Below are 18,778 nucleotides of genomic sequence, written 5' to 3' on the forward strand. Positions count from 1 at the left end.
GGAGAGCATATAGATGAACGAATCTATGATAGACCGTGTGCCACCGCATAATCACGAAGCAGAGCAATCGGTTATAGGTGCGATATTTCTTGAGCCACAAGCACTGATTACAGCATCTGAAATTTTGCTGCCAGAAGATTTTTATCGCCGTGCACACCAAATTATTTTCCAAACGATGCTTACTTTAAGCGATCAAGGAAAAGCGATAGATATCGTTACTGTCACAGAGGAGCTTTCCGTAAAAAAAGAGCTAGAGGATGTCGGTGGTCTATCGTATATTTCTGAGCTGGCAAACGCTGTACCAACTGCTGCGAATATTGCGCACTATGCAAAAATCGTAGAAGAGAAGGCACTATTACGCCGTTTAATCAGTGTCGCGACGAAAATCGTACAAGATGGCTATACACGTGAAGATGAGGTAGAGGCATTATTAGCTGAAGCCGAGAAAAAAATGATGGAAGTGGCCAACCGTAAAAATGCGGGCGACTTCAAGCACGTAAAGGACGTCCTTGTTGAAACATTCGATAATATTGAAAAGCTACAATCGAGAAAAGGCGATGTTACGGGTATTCCAACAGGCTTCCGTGATTTAGATAACATTACAGCGGGCTTCCAGCGTAATGATTTAATCATCGTAGCAGCGCGTCCATCTGTAGGGAAAACAGCCTTCGCTTTAAACGTAGCACAAAGCGTTGCTGTACAGGCGCGTGAAAATGTGGCCATATTCTCATTAGAGATGGGGGCGGAACAACTTGTTATGCGTATGCTTTGTGCAGAAGGCAATATTGATGCACAAGCTTTACGTACAGGTGCACTTTCAGCAGAAGACTGGGGTAAGCTGACAATGGCGATGGGCAGTCTCTCAAATTCCGGTATTTTTATTGACGATACACCAGGGGTACGTATTAATGAAATTCGTGCCAAATGTCGACGATTAGCGCAAGAGAATGGGCTTGGTATGATTTTAATTGACTATTTGCAGCTTATACAAGGTAGCGGTCGTCCTGGAGAAAATCGTCAGCAGGAAGTATCAGAAATATCTCGTTCGTTAAAAGGACTTGCGCGTGAATTGAAGGTTCCGGTAATTGCACTATCACAGTTATCGCGTGGTGTAGAGCAGCGTCAAGATAAGCGTCCAATGATGAGTGACTTGCGTGAATCCGGTTCGATTGAGCAAGATGCCGATATTGTAGCATTCCTTTATCGTGATGATTACTATGATAGGGAATCTGAAAGTAAAAATATGATTGAAATTATTATCGCTAAGCAACGTAATGGTCCAACAGGAACGGTTACGCTAGCGTTTAAAAAGGAATTCAATAAATTCCTCAATGTAGACTGGTCGCAATATGAAGCACCACCAGAATACTAGAAATTGTATATAATAAAGTTTTAACACGAACATTTCTATTGTAATAGTACAATAGTGTTCGTGTTTTTATTTGACTTCTACTAATATGCACTGCTACAATTATTCTGCTTGTAATAAGGGACGTTAAGGCGTCTATCGGAGGTGCGCATGTTATGACATCAATAGTAGTTGTTGGAACACAATGGGGAGACGAAGGTAAAGGGAAAATTACAGATTTTCTATCGAAGCAGGCAGATGTTATTGCACGCTTTGCTGGTGGTGATAATGCAGGCCACACAATTAAAATTGGTGAGGAAACGTATAAGCTGCATTTAATTCCATCGGGTATATTTTATAAGGAAAAAACATCTGTAATTGGCAATGGGTTAGTTGTCAATCCAAAATCACTTGTGACAGAGTTAAAAGGTTTACAGGCAAGAGGAATTGACACATCCAATCTACGTATTTCTAATCGAGCGCATGTTATTTTACCCTACCATATTCAACAAGATATCGTAGAGGAGGAAAGCCGTGGCGACCAAAAAATAGGTACCACAGCAAAAGGGATAGGCCCTTGCTATCAGGATAAAATCGCGCGTATTGGTATACGCATGGCAGATTTATTAGATAAAGGTATTTTTGAGCAGAAGTTGCGTGAGAATATAGCATTAAAAAATCGCTTGTTTGAAAAGCTTTACGAAGTAGAAGGTGTAAACTTTGACGATATTTTTGAAGAGTATTTTACTTACGGTCAAGAGTTAGCACAATATGTAACAGATACATCAAAAATTTTGAATGACGTGTTAGATGAAGGTGGTAAGGTATTATTTGAAGGTGCACAAGGTGTTATGCTTGATATAGATCAAGGGACGTACCCATATGTGACATCATCAAATCCAGTTGCCGGAGGTGTAGCGATTGGTGCTGGTGTTGGGCCTAATTATGTATCACGAGTTGTAGGTGTATGTAAGGCCTATACTTCTCGTGTGGGTGATGGTCCTTTCCCTACTGAACTACATGATGATATTGGTCAACAAATTCGTGAGGTCGGTCGTGAGTATGGTACGACAACAGGTCGCCCCCGACGTGTAGGCTGGTTTGACTCAGTTGTTGTACGTCACTCTCGCCGCGTGAGTGGTATTACAGATTTAGCACTTAACTCAATCGATGTATTATCTGGTTTAGAAACGGTGAAAATTTGTACGGCTTATGATTATAACGGTGAAATCATTACAGAATATCCAGCAAACTTGCATATCATTGAGCAATGTAAGCCAATTTATGAGGAGTTACCTGGTTGGTCAGAGGATATTACAGCGGTGCGTACATTAGAGGAATTGCCAGAAAACGCGCGTCGTTATGTTGAACGTATTCTTGAGCTAACTAACATTAATTTAATGACATTCTCTGTAGGTCCAGCACGTGAACAAACGAATATTGTAGCGAATATTTGGGATTAAAATAAATAGAATAAAGGACTGCCAAAAAACTGTGAAGATGCAGGTTATTGGCAGTCCTTTTATTTTAATTCAAAGATATGTGAACACCTACAGAACTAAGGTAATCTTCTAAAGTAATTTAATGTAACAAAGTTTTTTAAAATAATACAGTTTCATTACAAAATATCAAAACAGTTCAATTGAACTAAAAAGTATGTTAAAGTGTAAAAGTGTGATTTTACACTGAAAATAGTCCTATATATAAATGTGGGATAGATTTTGGAAGGGGCTTTACCATGAGTTCGAAATGGAATATAGCAAAAGACGCTCATAGACAGCAAAGTAGCCTATTAAAACAATCATCGACAAAAGTAAAAAAAGTAGCGATTTCGGCTTTATTGTTCTCTACATTAATTGTACCTTTTGGTTTTATTAAAGAAGCAGAAGCCAATGCTACATTTAGTAAGATTTATCATATATATGCAAATAAAGAATATGTAGGCGCTGTCTCAAATCCTGAAGCAGTTGAATCATTACTTGCAAAAAAAGAGCAACAAGTAAGTAAAAAATACGTTGGGTTAGCAATTGATGCACACTCTGGCATTGACATTATTCCTGAGCAAGTTTTCGAAGTGAGCGCTAATGATGCAGAAACATTAGCGAAGCTAGAAGAAGCTCTAGTTGTTGAAGCGGATGCACAATCATTAAAGGTTAATGGTGAAACAATTGCATATGTAGAAAATGAAGAAGCGCTTGAGCAAGTAGTGAAGCAATTAAAGCTTCAGTATGTTACTGAAGAAGAGCTAGAAGCACTTAATCAACCAACTACTGCTCAATTACCCGTTTTACAAGATGATGAAACACGCGTCGTAGAAGTTTCATTATCAGCTGAAGTAGCTGGTGAAGAAACGAAGGCTAAACCGAATGAAATTTTAAAGGTTGACGAAGCAGTGCAATTTTTACAAACAGGTATGCTTGAGCAACAAAAATACGCTATTCAATCTGGTGATGTATTAGGTTCTATAGCAAAGGAGCACAGTTTAACAATTGCTGAGCTAATGGAGCTAAATCCTGGTATTGATGAATCGACAGTTTTACAAATCGGTCAAGAGTTAAATGTAACAGTGAATAAACCATTTGTAACAGTAAAAGTTATTGAAGAAAAATTTAAAGTAGAAGCAATTGAGCATGCTAAAATCGTTGAAGAAGATGCAACAATGCTGAAAGGCGAAAAGGTAGTAAAACAAGAAGGGGCCGACGGTAAAAAAGAAGTTACATATTTAATTACTTCTGAAAACGGTAAACGTACAGACCGTGCTGTAACGACTGAAAACATTGTTTCAGAGCCTTCAAGTCGAGTTGTTGTAGTCGGTACAAAGGTAATTCCATCGCGTGGTACAGGTACATTTGCATGGCCTACAAATGGTGGCTATATTTCAAGTCATATGGGAAGCCGTTGGGGAGAATTACATCGTGGTATCGATATTGCACGACCTTCTAATTACACGATTAAAGCAGCGGACAACGGTGTCGTAACGTTCACAGGCTGGGATGGCACATATGGAAATAAAATTGTTGTTAACCATAACAATGGCTATGAAACAATTTATGCACATCTTTCGCAAATCGATGTAACTGTTGGACAAGTAGTTGCTCAAGGCTCGGCAATTGGTGTTATGGGCTCGACAGGTAATTCAACAGGTACACATTTACATTTTGAAGTACATGAAAACGGATCATTAGTAAATCCATTATCATATTTAAAATAATAAAAAAGCTGTAGGGAATGTTAGTTTTCATTCCTTACAGTTTTTTGCTATGTTTGGAAGGTTTTATTCTATCTTTGTAGAAAATAACATTATAATAAAGATAGAGGATGGTGTAAATGTGGATGCAAAGGAATACTGACAAAATAAACTACACTAACTATCAAGATTACAATGGTGAAGCAGCTAGAATTACACTAATACTTTTGCTAGCATTCCTAATATTGTGGATTTTGTATGATGGATTAATCCATGCTAAATTTCCGAGTACTCAAGTATTGTTACTTTGTGGTGTGAGTCTTACCGCTTCCATTACTAGAAGGTATTTAATGAGAAAAGATGCTAAACGAAATATAAATAAAGAATCGAGATGATTTAATGTTCATTTCGATTCTCTATTTACTTTAATTCAAATACTAATGTTACTCTTTATCTTTAATAATCTTCTCAAGCTTAACTAGAATACATATTAAAATAACTGTGATTAGGGTAAGGAAAGGTAGATAAATTAAGGAGCCATTTGGTAGACGATTTATACTTTCCAAAAACCATTTTAAAATCCATCCACCTGATATACTTAAAATGATAATAAAAAGGATTCTCATAAAACTAACATCTCTAAATCTATTTGCCTTTTCAAATATAATACTACTAATTACTAAGTATAGCTTCCGTTAATAATTATTTCTTGGGAAATAATCCAGTTGAAATTTGGGCAATATTGAAAATGAAATATCTGTTTAATGCGCGAAAACGCAAAGCATGGTACAGTAAAATGAGGGACTTGTAAAGAGACCTCTATTTACTATTGAACTTTAAAACTTTAATTGATAAATATTTTTAAATATGAGAGGACGATATAGATGGAAAAAACGATTTTAGTTGTAGATGATGAAAAGCCGATTGCAGATATTTTGCAATTTAATTTAATAAAAGAAGGTTATCGTGTAATTTGTGCTTATGATGGTGATGAGGCACTGCAAAAGGTAGAAGAAGAGCAACCAGATTTAATGCTGTTAGATATTATGCTACCAAAGCGTGATGGAATGGAAGTATGTCGTGAAGTGCGTAAAAAATATACATTCCCAATTATCATGCTAACAGCGAAAGGCTCAGAGATTGATAAAGTGCTTGGACTTGAAATGGGTGCGGATGATTATGTGACGAAGCCATTTAGCACAAGAGAATTAATTGCACGTGTCAAAGCAAATATGCGCCGCTTAAATGTTATTGCGCAAGCGGAGGAAGCCGCAGAAGAAACGAACAATATTGTTGTAGGCTCTTTAACTATTCAACCAGATGCTTATTTAGTATTAAAACGTGATGAAGCTATTGAGTTAACACATCGCGAATTTGAATTGCTTCATTATTTAGCAAAACATATCGGGCAAGTAATGACACGTGAGCATTTATTACAAACAGTATGGGGCTATGATTATTTTGGGGATGTGCGCACAGTAGATGTAACGATTCGTCGATTGCGTGAAAAAATCGAAGATAATCCAAGTCATCCTACATGGATTGTAACACGCCGAGGTGTAGGATATTATTTACGAAATCCTGAACAGGAGTAACAAATATGCAAAAAGTAGGTTTTTTTAAATCTATTCATGTGAAGCTCGTTTTAATTTATATTTTATTAATTATTATCGCTTTGCAAATTATTGGGCTGTACTTTTCAAGGGAGCTTGAACAAAATTTAAAAACGAGCTTTCAGGAATCGATTTTCCAGCGTATTGACCTTGTTCAATATAGCATTCGAGAAGAGCTTTTACGTGAGCGCAATGATACATCACCCCAATTAGAAGAAAGTTTAAGCTCCTTATTACGTGAGTTTTCCTCAGGTGATATTTCCTCACGCGATATTAAAGAGATTCGAGTGATTGATCACCGCAGCAAAATATTAGCGACATCTGAAAGCAATAATCAATCAATTGTTGGGCAACGCTCGACGGATGAGCTAGTACGTAAAGCAATGGCAGCCGAAACATTAATTGATTCCATTTATTATGACAATCAAACCAATAAGCGGATTTGGGTGCTAGCCAAGCCAGTTTTAGATACAGTAGGACCTGATGGTGAAGTAATTGGTATGATTTATATTGAATCAAACATTGAAAAAGTGTTTGAGCAAATGGGTGATATTAACCGCATTTTCGCAGCAGGGACAGCAATGTCAATGATTATTACCATTATATTGGGAATTTTAATTGCCCGTACAATTACACGTCCTATTTCTGATATGCGTAAGCAGGCGCAGGCAATGGCGAAGGGGAATTTCTCACGAAAGGTACGTGTTTATGGTACAGATGAAATTGGTCAATTAGCAATTGCCTTTAACCATTTAACAAATCGCTTGCAAGAGGCGCAATCAACGACAGAGGCTGAGCGTAGGAAGCTTGCGACAGTACTTAGTAATATGACAGATGGGGTAATTGCAACAGACCGTAAAGGTAAAGTAATTTTAATTAATGAACCTGCATTGAATTTACTACATGTTACGCGTGAGGCGATGATGAATCGACCAATTGTATCAGTGCTTGGCTTAGATCAAAATTATAGCTTTGAAGATTTGATTCACATGAAAGAGCCGCTAAATTTAAACTTTAGCACGCAGGAAGCACCTTATATTTTGCGTGCCAATTTTTCCGTTATTCAAAAGGAAACAGGTTTTGTTAATGGTTTAATTACCGTATTACATGATATTACAGAGCAGGAAAAGATTGATATGGAACGCCGTGAGTTTGTATCGAATGTTTCTCATGAATTGCGTACCCCATTAACAACGATGCGCAGCTATTTAGAGGCGCTCGCTGATGGAGCTTGGCGCGATGAAAATATTGCACCAACATTTTTAAATGTAACGCAAACAGAAACAGAGCGAATGATTCGTTTAGTAAACGATTTGCTACAATTATCAAGAATGGATAGCCAAGATTATGATTTAACTAAGGAATTTGTAGAGTTTAATAAGTTTTTACATCGCATTATCGATCGCTTTGAAATGTCAAAATCGCAAAATGTGAAGTTTGTACGCTTACTGCCAAAAACAAGTTATTTTGTAGAAATTGATACAGATAAATTAACACAAGTAATCGATAATATTATTTCGAATGCATTGAAATACTCTCCAGATGGTGGAAATATTCGTTTTGGCTTTACTGTCAACGATAATATGATGACAGTAATGATTTCTGATGATGGTATGGGTATTCCGAAAGAAAATTTAACACGTATTTTTGAACGCTTCTATCGCGTAGACCGTGCACGTGCTCGCTCAATGGGTGGTACAGGTTTAGGGCTTGCGATTGCCAAAGATATGATAGCAGCGCATGGAGGGAAAATTTGGGCAGAGAGTGAGGAAGGAAAGGGTACAACGATTTTCTTCACATTGCCATGTGAATTGGATGAAGAGGAGGAATGGGAATGAAGTATATTGAGCATATAAAATCCGTCATCCTATTCCTTCTTGTTATATTAAGCTTGGTATTAACCTTTTTAGCATGGAGCTACAAGCCAAAGTATCAAACAATTGAAGATATACAAATCGAGCATATAGCTCTAGGAGAACCAAAAGCTCTTAATAGAGTGGTAAAGCCATATCGATTGTTATTTAAAGACGAAGAAAACTTTACAGGCACAACATCAACCACAGTAATCGATACATTAATGGACGAGTTTTCAAGTATGGAGGCAAATGATTTAACACTTATAAATCATAATTTAGCAGATGACAAACTGAATGAAATGTTAAGAGCTCAAGACCGTATGATTCTATTTTTTCAAGCGGATATTCCAATGCCTACATTCGCTTCTATTTTGCCTTTCCATGACAAAGATAATATTCCAGAAACGACATTTAATCGAGTTGTTATTGACTGGAGTAGGTTAGCAGCAACAGATCAATTACAGTTTTTATTTATTAGCTCAAATAATCGTACAATGTACCGTTCCTTTGTGAAGGTGAACAACAAGACAAGCTTTCAACGCAATATTATCGATCGAGCAGTGCAATTCGATAGCTATATGGAAATTGAACGCACTGATGCAACATCGTTATATGTTTTAACGAATCCAACCGAAATTAATCCATATGCGTATTTGGTTGAATCGATTTCAATAGAGCTATTAAAAAAGATATTGTTTATAGACCCGAATATTGTACAGCGTAATATAGAAAGTGCACAATCTGAAAAATATACAGATGACATGTCGCTTATGAGGCTAGATATACAGAACCAGTCTATTCATTATGTTTATCCTCCTGCCGAAAGCATTTCACCAATTGCGGCATCTATTTTAATGAAGGATAGCATAGATTTTTTAAATGAACATGGCGGTATTACGGCAGATTATCGCTTTGCAGCAATGAATTATCAAAAGCATGTCACTGAATACCAAATGTTTTTCAATGGTCTTCCTGTATATAGTGATACGACCTTGACACGTATTTCAACAACATGGGGAGATAATCGTATTTTCCGTTATCGCAGACCATACTACATGCTTGATACGCCTATCCCCGCTGACAAAGCTGCAAAAGAATTGGCATCGGGACCTCGAACGATTGATTATATTCAAACTACTTTAAAAGAGGATATAAATGAGGTAGAAGATTTAGTAATCGGTTACTATTTAGTGCATGATGCAGAGGCAGATTTATTTACGCTAGAGCCAAGCTGGTTTATGTTGACGGAAAATGGCTGGGAGCGCCTCACGTTTGAGCGAGTAGGAGGTGATGAATATGGATTGGAATAAAACAAAATCTATATTCATCTTTGTTTTTTTAGTATTGAATATTTTCTTATATTCACAGTATGTAAATAGCTATAAGGAAAATCAAAATGTAGAGGTTCTTGGAGAAAAAAATATAGAGGCCAAATTAAAGGATGATAATATTACGTATGCATCCTTGCCAAATATAGAAAAGGCAGCCTATATATCTGGAAAGGTAAAACTATTTAATGCGCCAGATGCACTTCAAGGAATAAATGAAACATATCGTGTAGAAGATGACGATACACTTATCGTGACATTGCAGAAGCCTATTAAGTTACGTAATATGGAAGCAACAGGCTTTCAAGAGTTTATACAGCAACATGTGAGTTCAGGTGCCTCCTATGCTTTATGGGATATTAATGAAGAGGAAGGAACTGCAATTTATTTTCAACGTATAAATGATCGTACCTTTTATTATTCATTGAAAGGTCTTGTGAAGGTATATTTCACTGAACAAGGTGAGGTTTATAAATACGAGCAAACAATGCTTGAGCAGATAGAAGAATTAGAGGTACAAAAAAATCTACTACCACCAATTCAAATTATTCAAGTATTGTATGCGCGCAATTTAATTAAGCCAGATTCGCAAATTACGAGCATGAAGCTAGGCTACTCAACATTATTCCAATTTACACAAACGCAAGTATTCGCACCGACTTGGGAAGTACGAGTTCGAACACCAGAAGGAACGAGTGAGGAATTTTTCGTCAAAGCGGTTGATGGAAAAGTTGTTGATATGCAGCTCGATGTAAAAGCAGTAGAGGAAGAAGAATAAGGGGTTTTGACGATGCGATTTAGTATTTTAGCTAGCGGTAGTACAGGCAATGCCGTTTATGTAGAAAATGACGAACACGCTTTTTTAGTAGATGTGGGCTTAAGCGGTAAAAAAATGGAGCAGCTTTTCGCCAAAATTGATCGTGATATGAAAAAGCTTTCAGGTATTTTAGTGACACACGAACATAGTGACCATATTAAGGGGCTAGGCGTTGTCGCACGAAAATATAATGTACCGATTTATGCAAATGAAAAAACTTGGTCGGCAATGGACACACATATTGGTAATATCCCTGTAGATCTACGCTTTCAATTTGATATGGAGACAGTAAAATCATTCGGTTCGTTAGACATTCAATCATTTGCTGTCTCTCATGATGCTATAGACCCTATGTTTTATGTCTTTCATGAAGAGGGACGCAAGCTAGCTGTTATAACAGATACAGGCTATATCAGTGATCGCATGAAAGGTCATATTCGCGGAGCAGATGCCTTTGTCTTTGAAAGTAATCATGATATCGGCATGCTACAAATGGGTCGCTACCCGTGGAGTATTAAGCGCCGCATTTTAAGCGATGTTGGTCACGTTTCGAATGAAGATGCAGCCGTTGCGATGAGTGAGGTTGTTTTCGAAAAGCCAACACAAATTTATTTATCCCATTTAAGTAAGGATAATAATATGAAGGATTTAGCGCGCATGAGCGTTTCGCAAACATTGCAAACATGCGGCATAGTTACAGGTGAATTCGTGCATTTACATGATACAGATGCAGAGGAGCCAACTAAATTGGTGACAGTTTAGCTACGTTTTCAAAAGTGTAATCAGCTATCTAACAAGCGGTGCATTGGCCTGCTTGTTAGATAGCTGATTTTTTTATTGCAGTTTTAATTAATTTTCATCTAATTTTAATGTTTCATGTGTATGCTAATAATAACAAATGAACGAAAGGGCGATTTATATGACAAATTTTGAAGAGCATAACACACAACAAGAACCAGAACAATTAACACCGTTGCAAGAGCGTTTGCGACGTGAGGAATTAGAAGCACAAAGAAAACGTGACAAAAAAGGAAAAGGAGGAAGCAAAGTAGGCTACTTTATGAGTGGGCTATCAGGTATTGTTATAGGTGCTCTGCTTTTATGGTTATTGCTGCCTTCCCTTGTAGGGCAATTACCAGGTACGCAACAATCGAATCCTACGACAGACTCTAGCAACAAAACAATCCAGCAAAATGTAACTGAAGTCTCAACAGATGCTACAGGTGCAGTAGAGAAGGTCTCTGACGCAGTTGTTGGTATTACAAATATTCAGCAAGTAACTAACTTTTGGGACCAATCTACATCTTCTGAAAAGACAGGTAGTGGCTCCGGTGTCATTTATAAAATTGATGGAGATAAAGCATTTATCGTAACAAATCATCACGTAATTGATCGTGCACAGCAATTAGAAGTTACGCTTGCGGATGGTTCTAAAGAAGATGCACAACTAGTAGGGAGCGACATCTGGACTGATTTAGCTGTTATCGCAATCGATAGTAAAAATGTAAAAACAACTGCTAAATTTGGTGACTCAGATGTGCTAAAACAAGGGGAAACAGTTATTGCAATCGGAAATCCATTAGGCTTAGAATTTTATGGCTCTGTAACAAAAGGAATTGTATCTGGGAAAGATCGCTCAGTACCAGTCGATTTAAACAATGACGGTCAACCAGATTGGCAAACAGAAGTATTACAAACAGACGCAGCAATCAACCCAGGTAATAGTGGTGGCGCTTTAGTGAATATCGCTGGTGAATTAGTTGGCATTAACTCAATGAAAATTGCTCAATCATCTGTCGAAGGCTTAGGTTTCTCAATTCCAATTAATTCAGCTATTCCAATTATCGAGGAATTAGAGCAACATGGCGAAGTAAAACGTCCAGCAATGGGAGTCTCACTACTTGATTTAACAGAAGTACCAGCCTTCTATCAACAACAAACATTAAAAATACCACAAGAAATTACAACAGGTGTTGTTGTGACAGATGTAGTACGTGGCTCAGCAGCAGAGGCAGCAGGTGTTCAACAATATGATGTTATTGTTGAAATGGATGGCAAGAAAATTGAAAACTCAATTGAGCTTCGTAAACACTTATACAATGAAAAAGAAGTGGGTGACACATTAACATTAAAAGTGTATCGCCAAGGAAAAATTGTTGAATTAAAATTAGCATTAAATACAAACGCAACAATATAATTGTGGATAACTAACAATATATGCATGTACAACAAGTAGGGAAGAAATAGTGTTCTTTCCTACTTGTTTTTTCTTTGTTACAATGGATTGTGGATAACATTGTGGAGAATGTGTATAAGTTTGTGGAAATTTCAGATTATTGGAGGTAAAGAAAAATGGAAAAATTCAGTTGCGAAATCCATATAGATCACGCGTTAGACATGTTTGTAGCAGAGAACGAGGATTTTCCGATTATGGATAAACTAGTTAATAGCGAAAAGTTATCCACAAAATGTGACTACTGTGAAGAGCAAGCTGTATATATTGTATCAAGTAAATAACTTTACACAATATATTGAAATGCATTGTTGATATGTGGATAACTTTTGTGGATAACATGTTTGTAAATGAATTGTAAAGGTGGATAAGCTGTGAATATAACAATCATTTCCGTAGGAAAACTAAAGGAAAAGTATTTAAAAATGGGCATAGATGAATACGCCAAGCGCCTGAGCAGCTACGCAAAAATCGAATTCATTGAAGTACCCGATGAAAAAGCCCCTGAGCAGCTATCCGACGCTGAAATGGAGCTCGTCAAAAAAAAGGAAGGCGAACGCATCTTAGCCAAACTAAGCGACGGCACCCACGTCATCGCTCTCGCTCTTGACGGGAAAATGAAAACAAGCGAAGAAATGGCAGCCGATTTAGATACACTAATGACATACGGAAAAAGCAAAGTCGCGTTTGTTATCGGCGGCTCGCTGGGCCTTCATGAGGACGTATTAAAGCGCGCGGATGAAAAGCTATGCTTCGGCAAAATGACCTTGCCCCATCAGCTAATGAAATTAGTGCTGGTGGAGCAGATTTATCGGAGTTTTAGGATTATTAAGGGAGAACCTTATCATAAATAAATGAGGTTTTGAATTACATGAAACAGTCTACGAATTAAAGTAGATTGTTTTTATTTATTGACATGGAGTTAACTCTATCTTTTAAAGTGAATAGATTAAAAGAATGGCGTGATGTAAATAACGGTTGTGACATATATTGATTGGGTTATATGCATTTTTAACGGGATTGGCAGGTATTAAACAATGCAAGGAAGTAGGATATCATGCACGAGCTTTATTATTTGTCAGTGTATCAATATGTATAATTGTAATCTTATTTATCCCAAGTAAAGACTTGCAATTGGTTTTACTAATTCTCGCATTTATATTGTTATATATATTGGCAATATCTCAAGGGATAGCAACAAATGGTCACATTAAAGTCAGCCATCATATTATTCGTTTCATTTTCAATAGTATAATCGTTCTATTGGTTTATAAATTTATAAAATAATAGGTGGTAGTAGTGAAAATTGGAAAATTTGCGGAGTATACGGGCATTAGTAAAGATACTATTCGATACTATGAAAAGATAGGTTTATTGTAGCCAGAAATTAAAAACAAACATCGTGAATATAGCAACCTTGATGTGATTTTAATTGAAACCATTATTAAACTTAAAGAAACCGGATTTTCAATATTGGAAATGAAAAAACTTTTTGAGTGGTCGAAAAATACGGACCAAAATAAAAAATTAACAATTGAAGGAATTTGAAACATTCCCTCGAATAACTACTTATATTATAAAATAAGTAGGGGATTTGATTCGATGGATTTAGAACAAAGAAAGGCTTGGAATAAAAATCATAAGCTATTAACCGAAATAATATCAAAACCCAATGAACATGCTCAAGCGATGGAACTTTTTCTCACTCACCATGCGTTATTGTATTCATCAAAGATGAGTAATAGTAGTTGCTCTACGCTTGAGGATTTGGTTTTGGAAAATTTGGAGGAAATCACATTTAGAAGGTACCCAGTAAATGCTCCAGATACAAAGAACTCAATTGTATGGCATCTTTGGCATATTACTAGAATAGAAGATATGACAATGAACATCTTAGTTGCTAACAGTCAGCAGGTACTTTATTCTGACAGTTGGCTTCAAAAGATGAACATCAGATTCTCACACAGTGGAAATGAAATGAGCTGTGAAGACATTGCAGAATTAAGTTCAAGCATTGATATTGATGCCTTATTAGAATACAGAGTAAATGTAGGAAAACAAACACGACGAGTTATATCGTCACTGAAACGAGAAGACTTTAGAGAGAAAGTACAAGCTAGCAGAATTAAAAGGTTATTTGATGAAAAAGCTATTCTCCAAGAAGCAAGTGAGATTGCTGAATATTGGAGCAGGAAGACTGTCGCTGGGCTTGTGTTAATGCCAGCAACAAGACATAACTTTTTACACTTAAACAAGTGTAACCGTATAAAAAATAAAATACAAAAGAAAGTGAAGAAACCACTACTAGATTAGGGGGCTTTGTCTCTATATACAGATATATATTTTATTTTTAACAAAGATATTGTGCCTAGATACATCACGAGGAACTGTACCATAAATAAATGAGGTTTTGCACATGGAGTTAATTTTCCATGTGTTTTTTTATACAGATGAAGTGAAAAATAGGTACATTGTGAAGAAGGAATGGTGTTAGAACAGAATATGCCGATTCTTTGTATTAAGTAAATTAATGAAAAGCGACCAACTCATTGAAGAGTTAGTGAAAAACGTGAACAATCTTCGATGTTGAAAAAGGCAGTTACTAGGGTTGCCACAAAACAGTCGATTCAGTTCATTCCATTTATCGAGCAAGCTTAAGTTTTGGAGCAATGAGGTATATAGGAAATAGTCATGTAGATGAATGCTATGCAGTTTGTAAAAGAGGGGCTTTGGGTAACGATAGTTATTGAAAGTTCTTCATAACCTAACATACTTATGATACAGTTTCCCTATAGTAAAACTTAAGGAGGAAAAATAATGAAAAGTCTAAAGATGATTTTATTAATGTCAGTATTATTAGTGTTTTCGTTTTATGAAGAAGTTTCAGCCAAAAATCTTAAAGAAGTTGACCCACATTATAATTGGACTATTACATTTGAAACCCAATTAGATAAGAAATCAGTAAATAGCGACACAGTAGTTGTATTTGATAAGAATTACATTCAAGTAACAGATGTAAAAGTTTCAGCAAATAAAAATAAAATTCTAGTAGAAGCACCATTAGGTGGTTATGTAAGTGGGCAGAGCTATACACTTCGTATCAATGAAGTGAAATCAGTTAATGGTAAATTCATAAACAAAGAAATAAAGTTTACTATTAAGACATTAGACAAAAAAGATAGTGACAATATTATTATGATAAATCCAAAAAAGGAAGTTAAGATTTCAATTAATAATATAATTGTTCCAAAAGAATACAAATCAAATATCTCTTACACTAACATGAGTAAAGAGCGAGAATCATTAACTAAACAATGGTTAGATAAAGCTATGAGTAAATATCCTAGTTATTTCTTAAGTGATAATATTGATAATATCTTTGTATCCAATAAACTATATGTATATGGAGTTCGATATGGCGGTACATATATTGGTAAAGATATCTATTTAACTAATCAAAATCACTATACTTTTAAAGACTTTGAGAAGATATTCCATGCTGAATTTTCAAGTATCCTATACTATAAAAATCAGAAGAAATTTAACGATAAAGCATGGCAAGCATTAAATCCTAAAGGCTTTCAATATAGTGGCGATGGTAGCGAATACCTTGAATCGAAAAATTCCAAATATGACTCCTCTAAAGATAAGCTCTATTTTGAAAAAGGTTTTCTAACAGAGTATGCAACAACTAGCTTAGAAAATGATTTTAATGCCATTGTAAGAGCGATGTTTTCTGGGGATAAAACTCTATGGGATAACATTGATAATAACCCATCTTTAAATGGGAAATTAGATTTAGCTATAAAGTTCTATAATTCATTAGACCCTATGTTTACCAAAGAATACTTCAAGAATCTATAGGATACTCTCGGTATAGTTAAGTTGGGTTTTGGCATCATCCTATATCCTAAAAACCTCACTTAGCAACATCATGGAGAACCGTATCATAATTAAGTAAGGCTATTTTAGAAAAAATAATACAGCACCAGTCCTTTATTAGATTGGTGCTGTTTGAATTAAGGCTTATCCTAATATTTCTAGAATGCCTTGGCTCATTTGATTAATTTGGGCCATCATGGATTGTGATGACTGTAGGAGAATTTGATTTTTCTTCAAAGTGGACATTTCTTTTGCCATATCGGCATCACGTAATTGTGATTCGGTCTTTATTAAATTTTCTTCTGCATTTTTAACGTTATTGTAGGCATGTTCAAATCGATTTTGGTATGCACCTACAGTTGACCTTGCACTTGACACTTTCTTAATAGCATTATCAATTATAGAAATGACTGCATTTGCATTCGCTTGAGTATCAACGGGCAGTGGATCGATTTTTAGTTTCTGAACGGTTACATTGGGAATTGATATTCTAACCTTTTGTCCAGCATTACTTCCTACTTGTATATCCAAATGTAAGAACAAATCTTCTTCCTGTGCTTCACCATAAACATTAAGGTCAAATACACCATTTCCATTATTTGGCCAATTTCCGTTGGCTTGATCATTCCTATTATCATAAATATATATTTTTTCGCCATCAGCTGCTAACTGTGAGTAATGATTTACAAAACTTGTTGCATTACTTGGCATAGATGGATTATCTGGATCATAAACAAACCCTGGTTGACCATATGCTGTTTCGATAATTTTATTTACTAAATCCGTTCCGTTTGTAATGGTACTGATATCAACTTCCATCACGGGATTAAAGTCATTTAATCTTGATGTATCTGGATTACCATTGACAAATTTAATACTATAAGCTTTTGTACAAGTACAACAAGTGTAATTAACACCTTTTCCTGCTAATTTAGCTACGTCACTTGCTGATGTAATATTGCTAAAATCAATGATAGCACTAGCGTAATCCTTTCCGCCGTATGTATATTTGTCAGTTATTCCGCCACTCGATGTAATTTGTTTAACATATGAAGCTAAATTATCAGACGATATTTGATCCCCATCTTTATTAGCCTTTCCAGCAAGTAAAGCCATACCATTGAATTCTGTGTTGTTAGCAATATCGCTTATGCCCTTTATTATTTGATCTACTTCTGTCTGTATTATAAGTCTATCTGCATCCGTTAAAGTATCATTTGAAGCTTGTAGCGCAAGTTCTCTAAGCCTTAGTAAATTAGGGTCTATAATATTACCTAACCCACCATCAGCTACTTGAATAAGTGAAATCCCATCTTGAATATTTTCTCCAGCTTGATTTAGCCCACGAATTTGTGCTCTCATCTTTTCTGAAATACTTAATCCAGCAGCATCATCAGCGGCTTGGTTGATTTGTAAGCCTGAAGAAAGTTTATTTAAAGTTTTATTTAATTCAGTATTTGTGTGGTTGTATCGATTTTGTGTGAATAAACCTTGATTATATTGAACTCTCAATTTCTAGCCCCCGAAATACATTATATATTAAAATATTACTATCAAATTCCAAGATAGTCCATTTATTAGTGAGTATTTTAATGGTTTATTGTGTGGGGTTAAATGTAAAGTAGATATGGAAATGTTTGTAATTCTTGTCACGCCCAAAGTTGAAATTAGCTTAACAAAATTATTTCTTGTAGCCGTGAATGGGATATTTAATTTAATCAAAGCTAAAACAATTCTAAATGGAGCTTGTGGAATAGTAAAAGCATTATTTAGGTTAAAACTGCTTAGAGGCTTAGCTGCTTGGTAATCAAGAATTTGTGCTATTTTCTAATCTTTTTTAATTAAACTGTTGTGGATTCACCTAGAACTTGGTGTTCATGTTGGCCTTTAAAATTAATAGCTTTGAAGCACAGTTTTTTAGTAAATATAAAAAAGCCGATTCAAGATTATTTCTTGAATCGGCTTATCTTATGAAACTCAATTCCAACAATAGCTTTCTTAACTCAAATTATTTATAAAGGTTATGCTGTTATTTAAGCTCAACTAGGATACGTCCTATTCCTTTTAAATAATGTTCATGTAGCTGTAAACGGCTCGATACATAGGATTTTTATAGAAATTTAAAAGATAAAGTTGAGCAGCTTCATTTCCATTAATAGAAGATAATTTTGTTTTCAGTGCCTTTTGTAATGTGTTTAAATATTTTATTTATCTTCTCTCATTAATATTTTAAAAATCATGGGGATATTTTAGTAATGTTTGAGTATATTTTTGAGTTTTTATCCATTGCAGATAGGTATAAAAGCATTTTCACGTGTGTAGCTATAGTATTATGATAACCTTGTAACATAAAAAAAAATCAAGTGAAAAAGGCAAAACATGGGAAACTGTGAGACGCAAAGCCAAGGGCCTGAACCACGTTATGTGGATGGTAGCCGGTTACCACAAGGATTCAAAGCCTTTTCCTGTGAACCCTGTTAGGAGGCTTATGTTTATGCGCGCTATTCCTTCTTC

15 protein-coding genes and 1 riboswitch are annotated in these 18,778 nt (G+C 35.7%); of the genes, 14 read left to right on the top strand and 1 reads right to left on the bottom strand.

The genetic code is table 11. The features are described 5' to 3' along the window. The first annotated feature begins 13 nt into the window (after positions 1-13). From dnaB to TY13_RS16705, 14 genes are all read left to right on the top strand, one after another. The gene (gene dnaB, locus TY13_RS16640) at positions 14-1,372 is read left to right on the top strand and encodes a replicative DNA helicase (protein WP_042478415.1); all 1,359 of its coding nucleotides are present in this window, start codon (positions 14-16) and stop codon (positions 1,370-1,372) included. A 152-nt stretch (positions 1,373-1,524) separates the two neighbouring features. After that, complete coding sequence (locus TY13_RS16645) at positions 1,525-2,811, top strand: adenylosuccinate synthase (RefSeq protein WP_042478417.1); 1,287 nt, start codon at positions 1,525-1,527, stop codon at positions 2,809-2,811. A 275-nt stretch (positions 2,812-3,086) separates the two neighbouring features. Next, positions 3,087-4,559: a M23 family metallopeptidase gene (locus TY13_RS16650; protein ID WP_042478419.1), complete on the top strand. Its 1,473-nt coding sequence runs from the start codon at positions 3,087-3,089 to the stop codon at positions 4,557-4,559. 860 nt (positions 4,560-5,419) lie between these two features. Then, positions 5,420-6,130: a response regulator YycF gene (yycF, locus tag TY13_RS16660; RefSeq protein WP_042478422.1), complete on the top strand. Its 711-nt coding sequence runs from the start codon at positions 5,420-5,422 to the stop codon at positions 6,128-6,130. Positions 6,131-6,135: 5 nt separating this feature from the next. After that, positions 6,136-7,986, top strand: coding sequence for a cell wall metabolism sensor histidine kinase WalK (gene walK, locus TY13_RS16665; protein WP_042478424.1), 1,851 nt, complete (start codon positions 6,136-6,138; stop codon positions 7,984-7,986). Then, on the top strand, positions 7,983-9,314 hold the full coding sequence (locus TY13_RS16670) for a YycH family regulatory protein (protein ID WP_042478427.1): 1,332 nt from the start codon (positions 7,983-7,985) through the stop codon (positions 9,312-9,314). Before walK ends, TY13_RS16670 begins: the two co-directional genes overlap by 4 nt. Continuing rightward, positions 9,301-10,110, top strand: coding sequence for a two-component system regulatory protein YycI (locus tag TY13_RS16675; RefSeq protein WP_042478429.1), 810 nt, complete (start codon positions 9,301-9,303; stop codon positions 10,108-10,110). Before TY13_RS16670 ends, TY13_RS16675 begins: the two co-directional genes overlap by 14 nt. Before the next feature lie 12 nt (positions 10,111-10,122). Continuing rightward, positions 10,123-10,911 (top strand): MBL fold metallo-hydrolase, encoded by a 789-nt coding sequence (locus TY13_RS16680; RefSeq protein WP_042478431.1) that lies wholly within the window; start codon positions 10,123-10,125, stop codon positions 10,909-10,911. Between the two features lie 157 nt (positions 10,912-11,068). Continuing rightward, entirely contained in the window at positions 11,069-12,346 is a 1,278-nt protein-coding gene (locus tag TY13_RS16685; RefSeq protein ID WP_042478433.1) for a S1C family serine protease, read from the top strand. A 155-nt stretch (positions 12,347-12,501) separates the two neighbouring features. Continuing rightward, entirely contained in the window at positions 12,502-12,666 is a 165-nt protein-coding gene (locus tag TY13_RS20315; protein WP_042478434.1) for a CxxH/CxxC protein, read from the top strand. Positions 12,667-12,756: 90 nt separating this feature from the next. Further along, the gene (rlmH, locus tag TY13_RS16695) at positions 12,757-13,236 is read left to right on the top strand and encodes a 23S rRNA (pseudouridine(1915)-N(3))-methyltransferase RlmH (RefSeq protein WP_042478436.1); all 480 of its coding nucleotides are present in this window, start codon (positions 12,757-12,759) and stop codon (positions 13,234-13,236) included. Between the two features lie 445 nt (positions 13,237-13,681). Beyond that, on the top strand, positions 13,682-13,762 hold the full coding sequence (locus tag TY13_RS21355) for a MerR family DNA-binding transcriptional regulator (protein WP_154661635.1): 81 nt from the start codon (positions 13,682-13,684) through the stop codon (positions 13,760-13,762). Positions 13,763-13,984: 222 nt separating this feature from the next. Further along, positions 13,985-14,695 carry a DinB family protein gene (locus TY13_RS16700; RefSeq protein WP_042478439.1) on the top strand — a complete coding sequence of 237 codons (711 nt, stop codon included), beginning with the start codon at positions 13,985-13,987 and terminating at the stop codon, positions 14,693-14,695. Positions 14,696-15,199: 504 nt separating this feature from the next. Beyond that, the gene (locus TY13_RS16705) at positions 15,200-16,246 is read left to right on the top strand and encodes a zinc-binding metallopeptidase (RefSeq protein ID WP_042478440.1); all 1,047 of its coding nucleotides are present in this window, start codon (positions 15,200-15,202) and stop codon (positions 16,244-16,246) included. A gap of 162 nt (positions 16,247-16,408) precedes the next feature. Here the strand turns inward: TY13_RS16705 and TY13_RS16710 are convergent, their stop codons facing one another. Then, a complete protein-coding gene (locus TY13_RS16710) occupies positions 16,409-17,776 on the bottom strand; it encodes a flagellin N-terminal helical domain-containing protein (RefSeq protein WP_052344371.1) in 1,368 nt (455 codons plus the stop codon). Positions 17,777-18,625: 849 nt separating this feature from the next. Beyond that, a riboswitch (cyclic di-GMP riboswitch) is annotated at positions 18,626-18,711 on the top strand. The last annotated feature ends 67 nt before the right edge of the window (positions 18,712-18,778 follow it).

It is taken from the genome of Bacillus ndiopicus (genome assembly GCF_000612805.1).
In the GTDB taxonomy this organism is placed as follows: Bacteria; Bacillota; Bacilli; order Bacillales_A; family Planococcaceae; genus Metasolibacillus; species Metasolibacillus ndiopicus.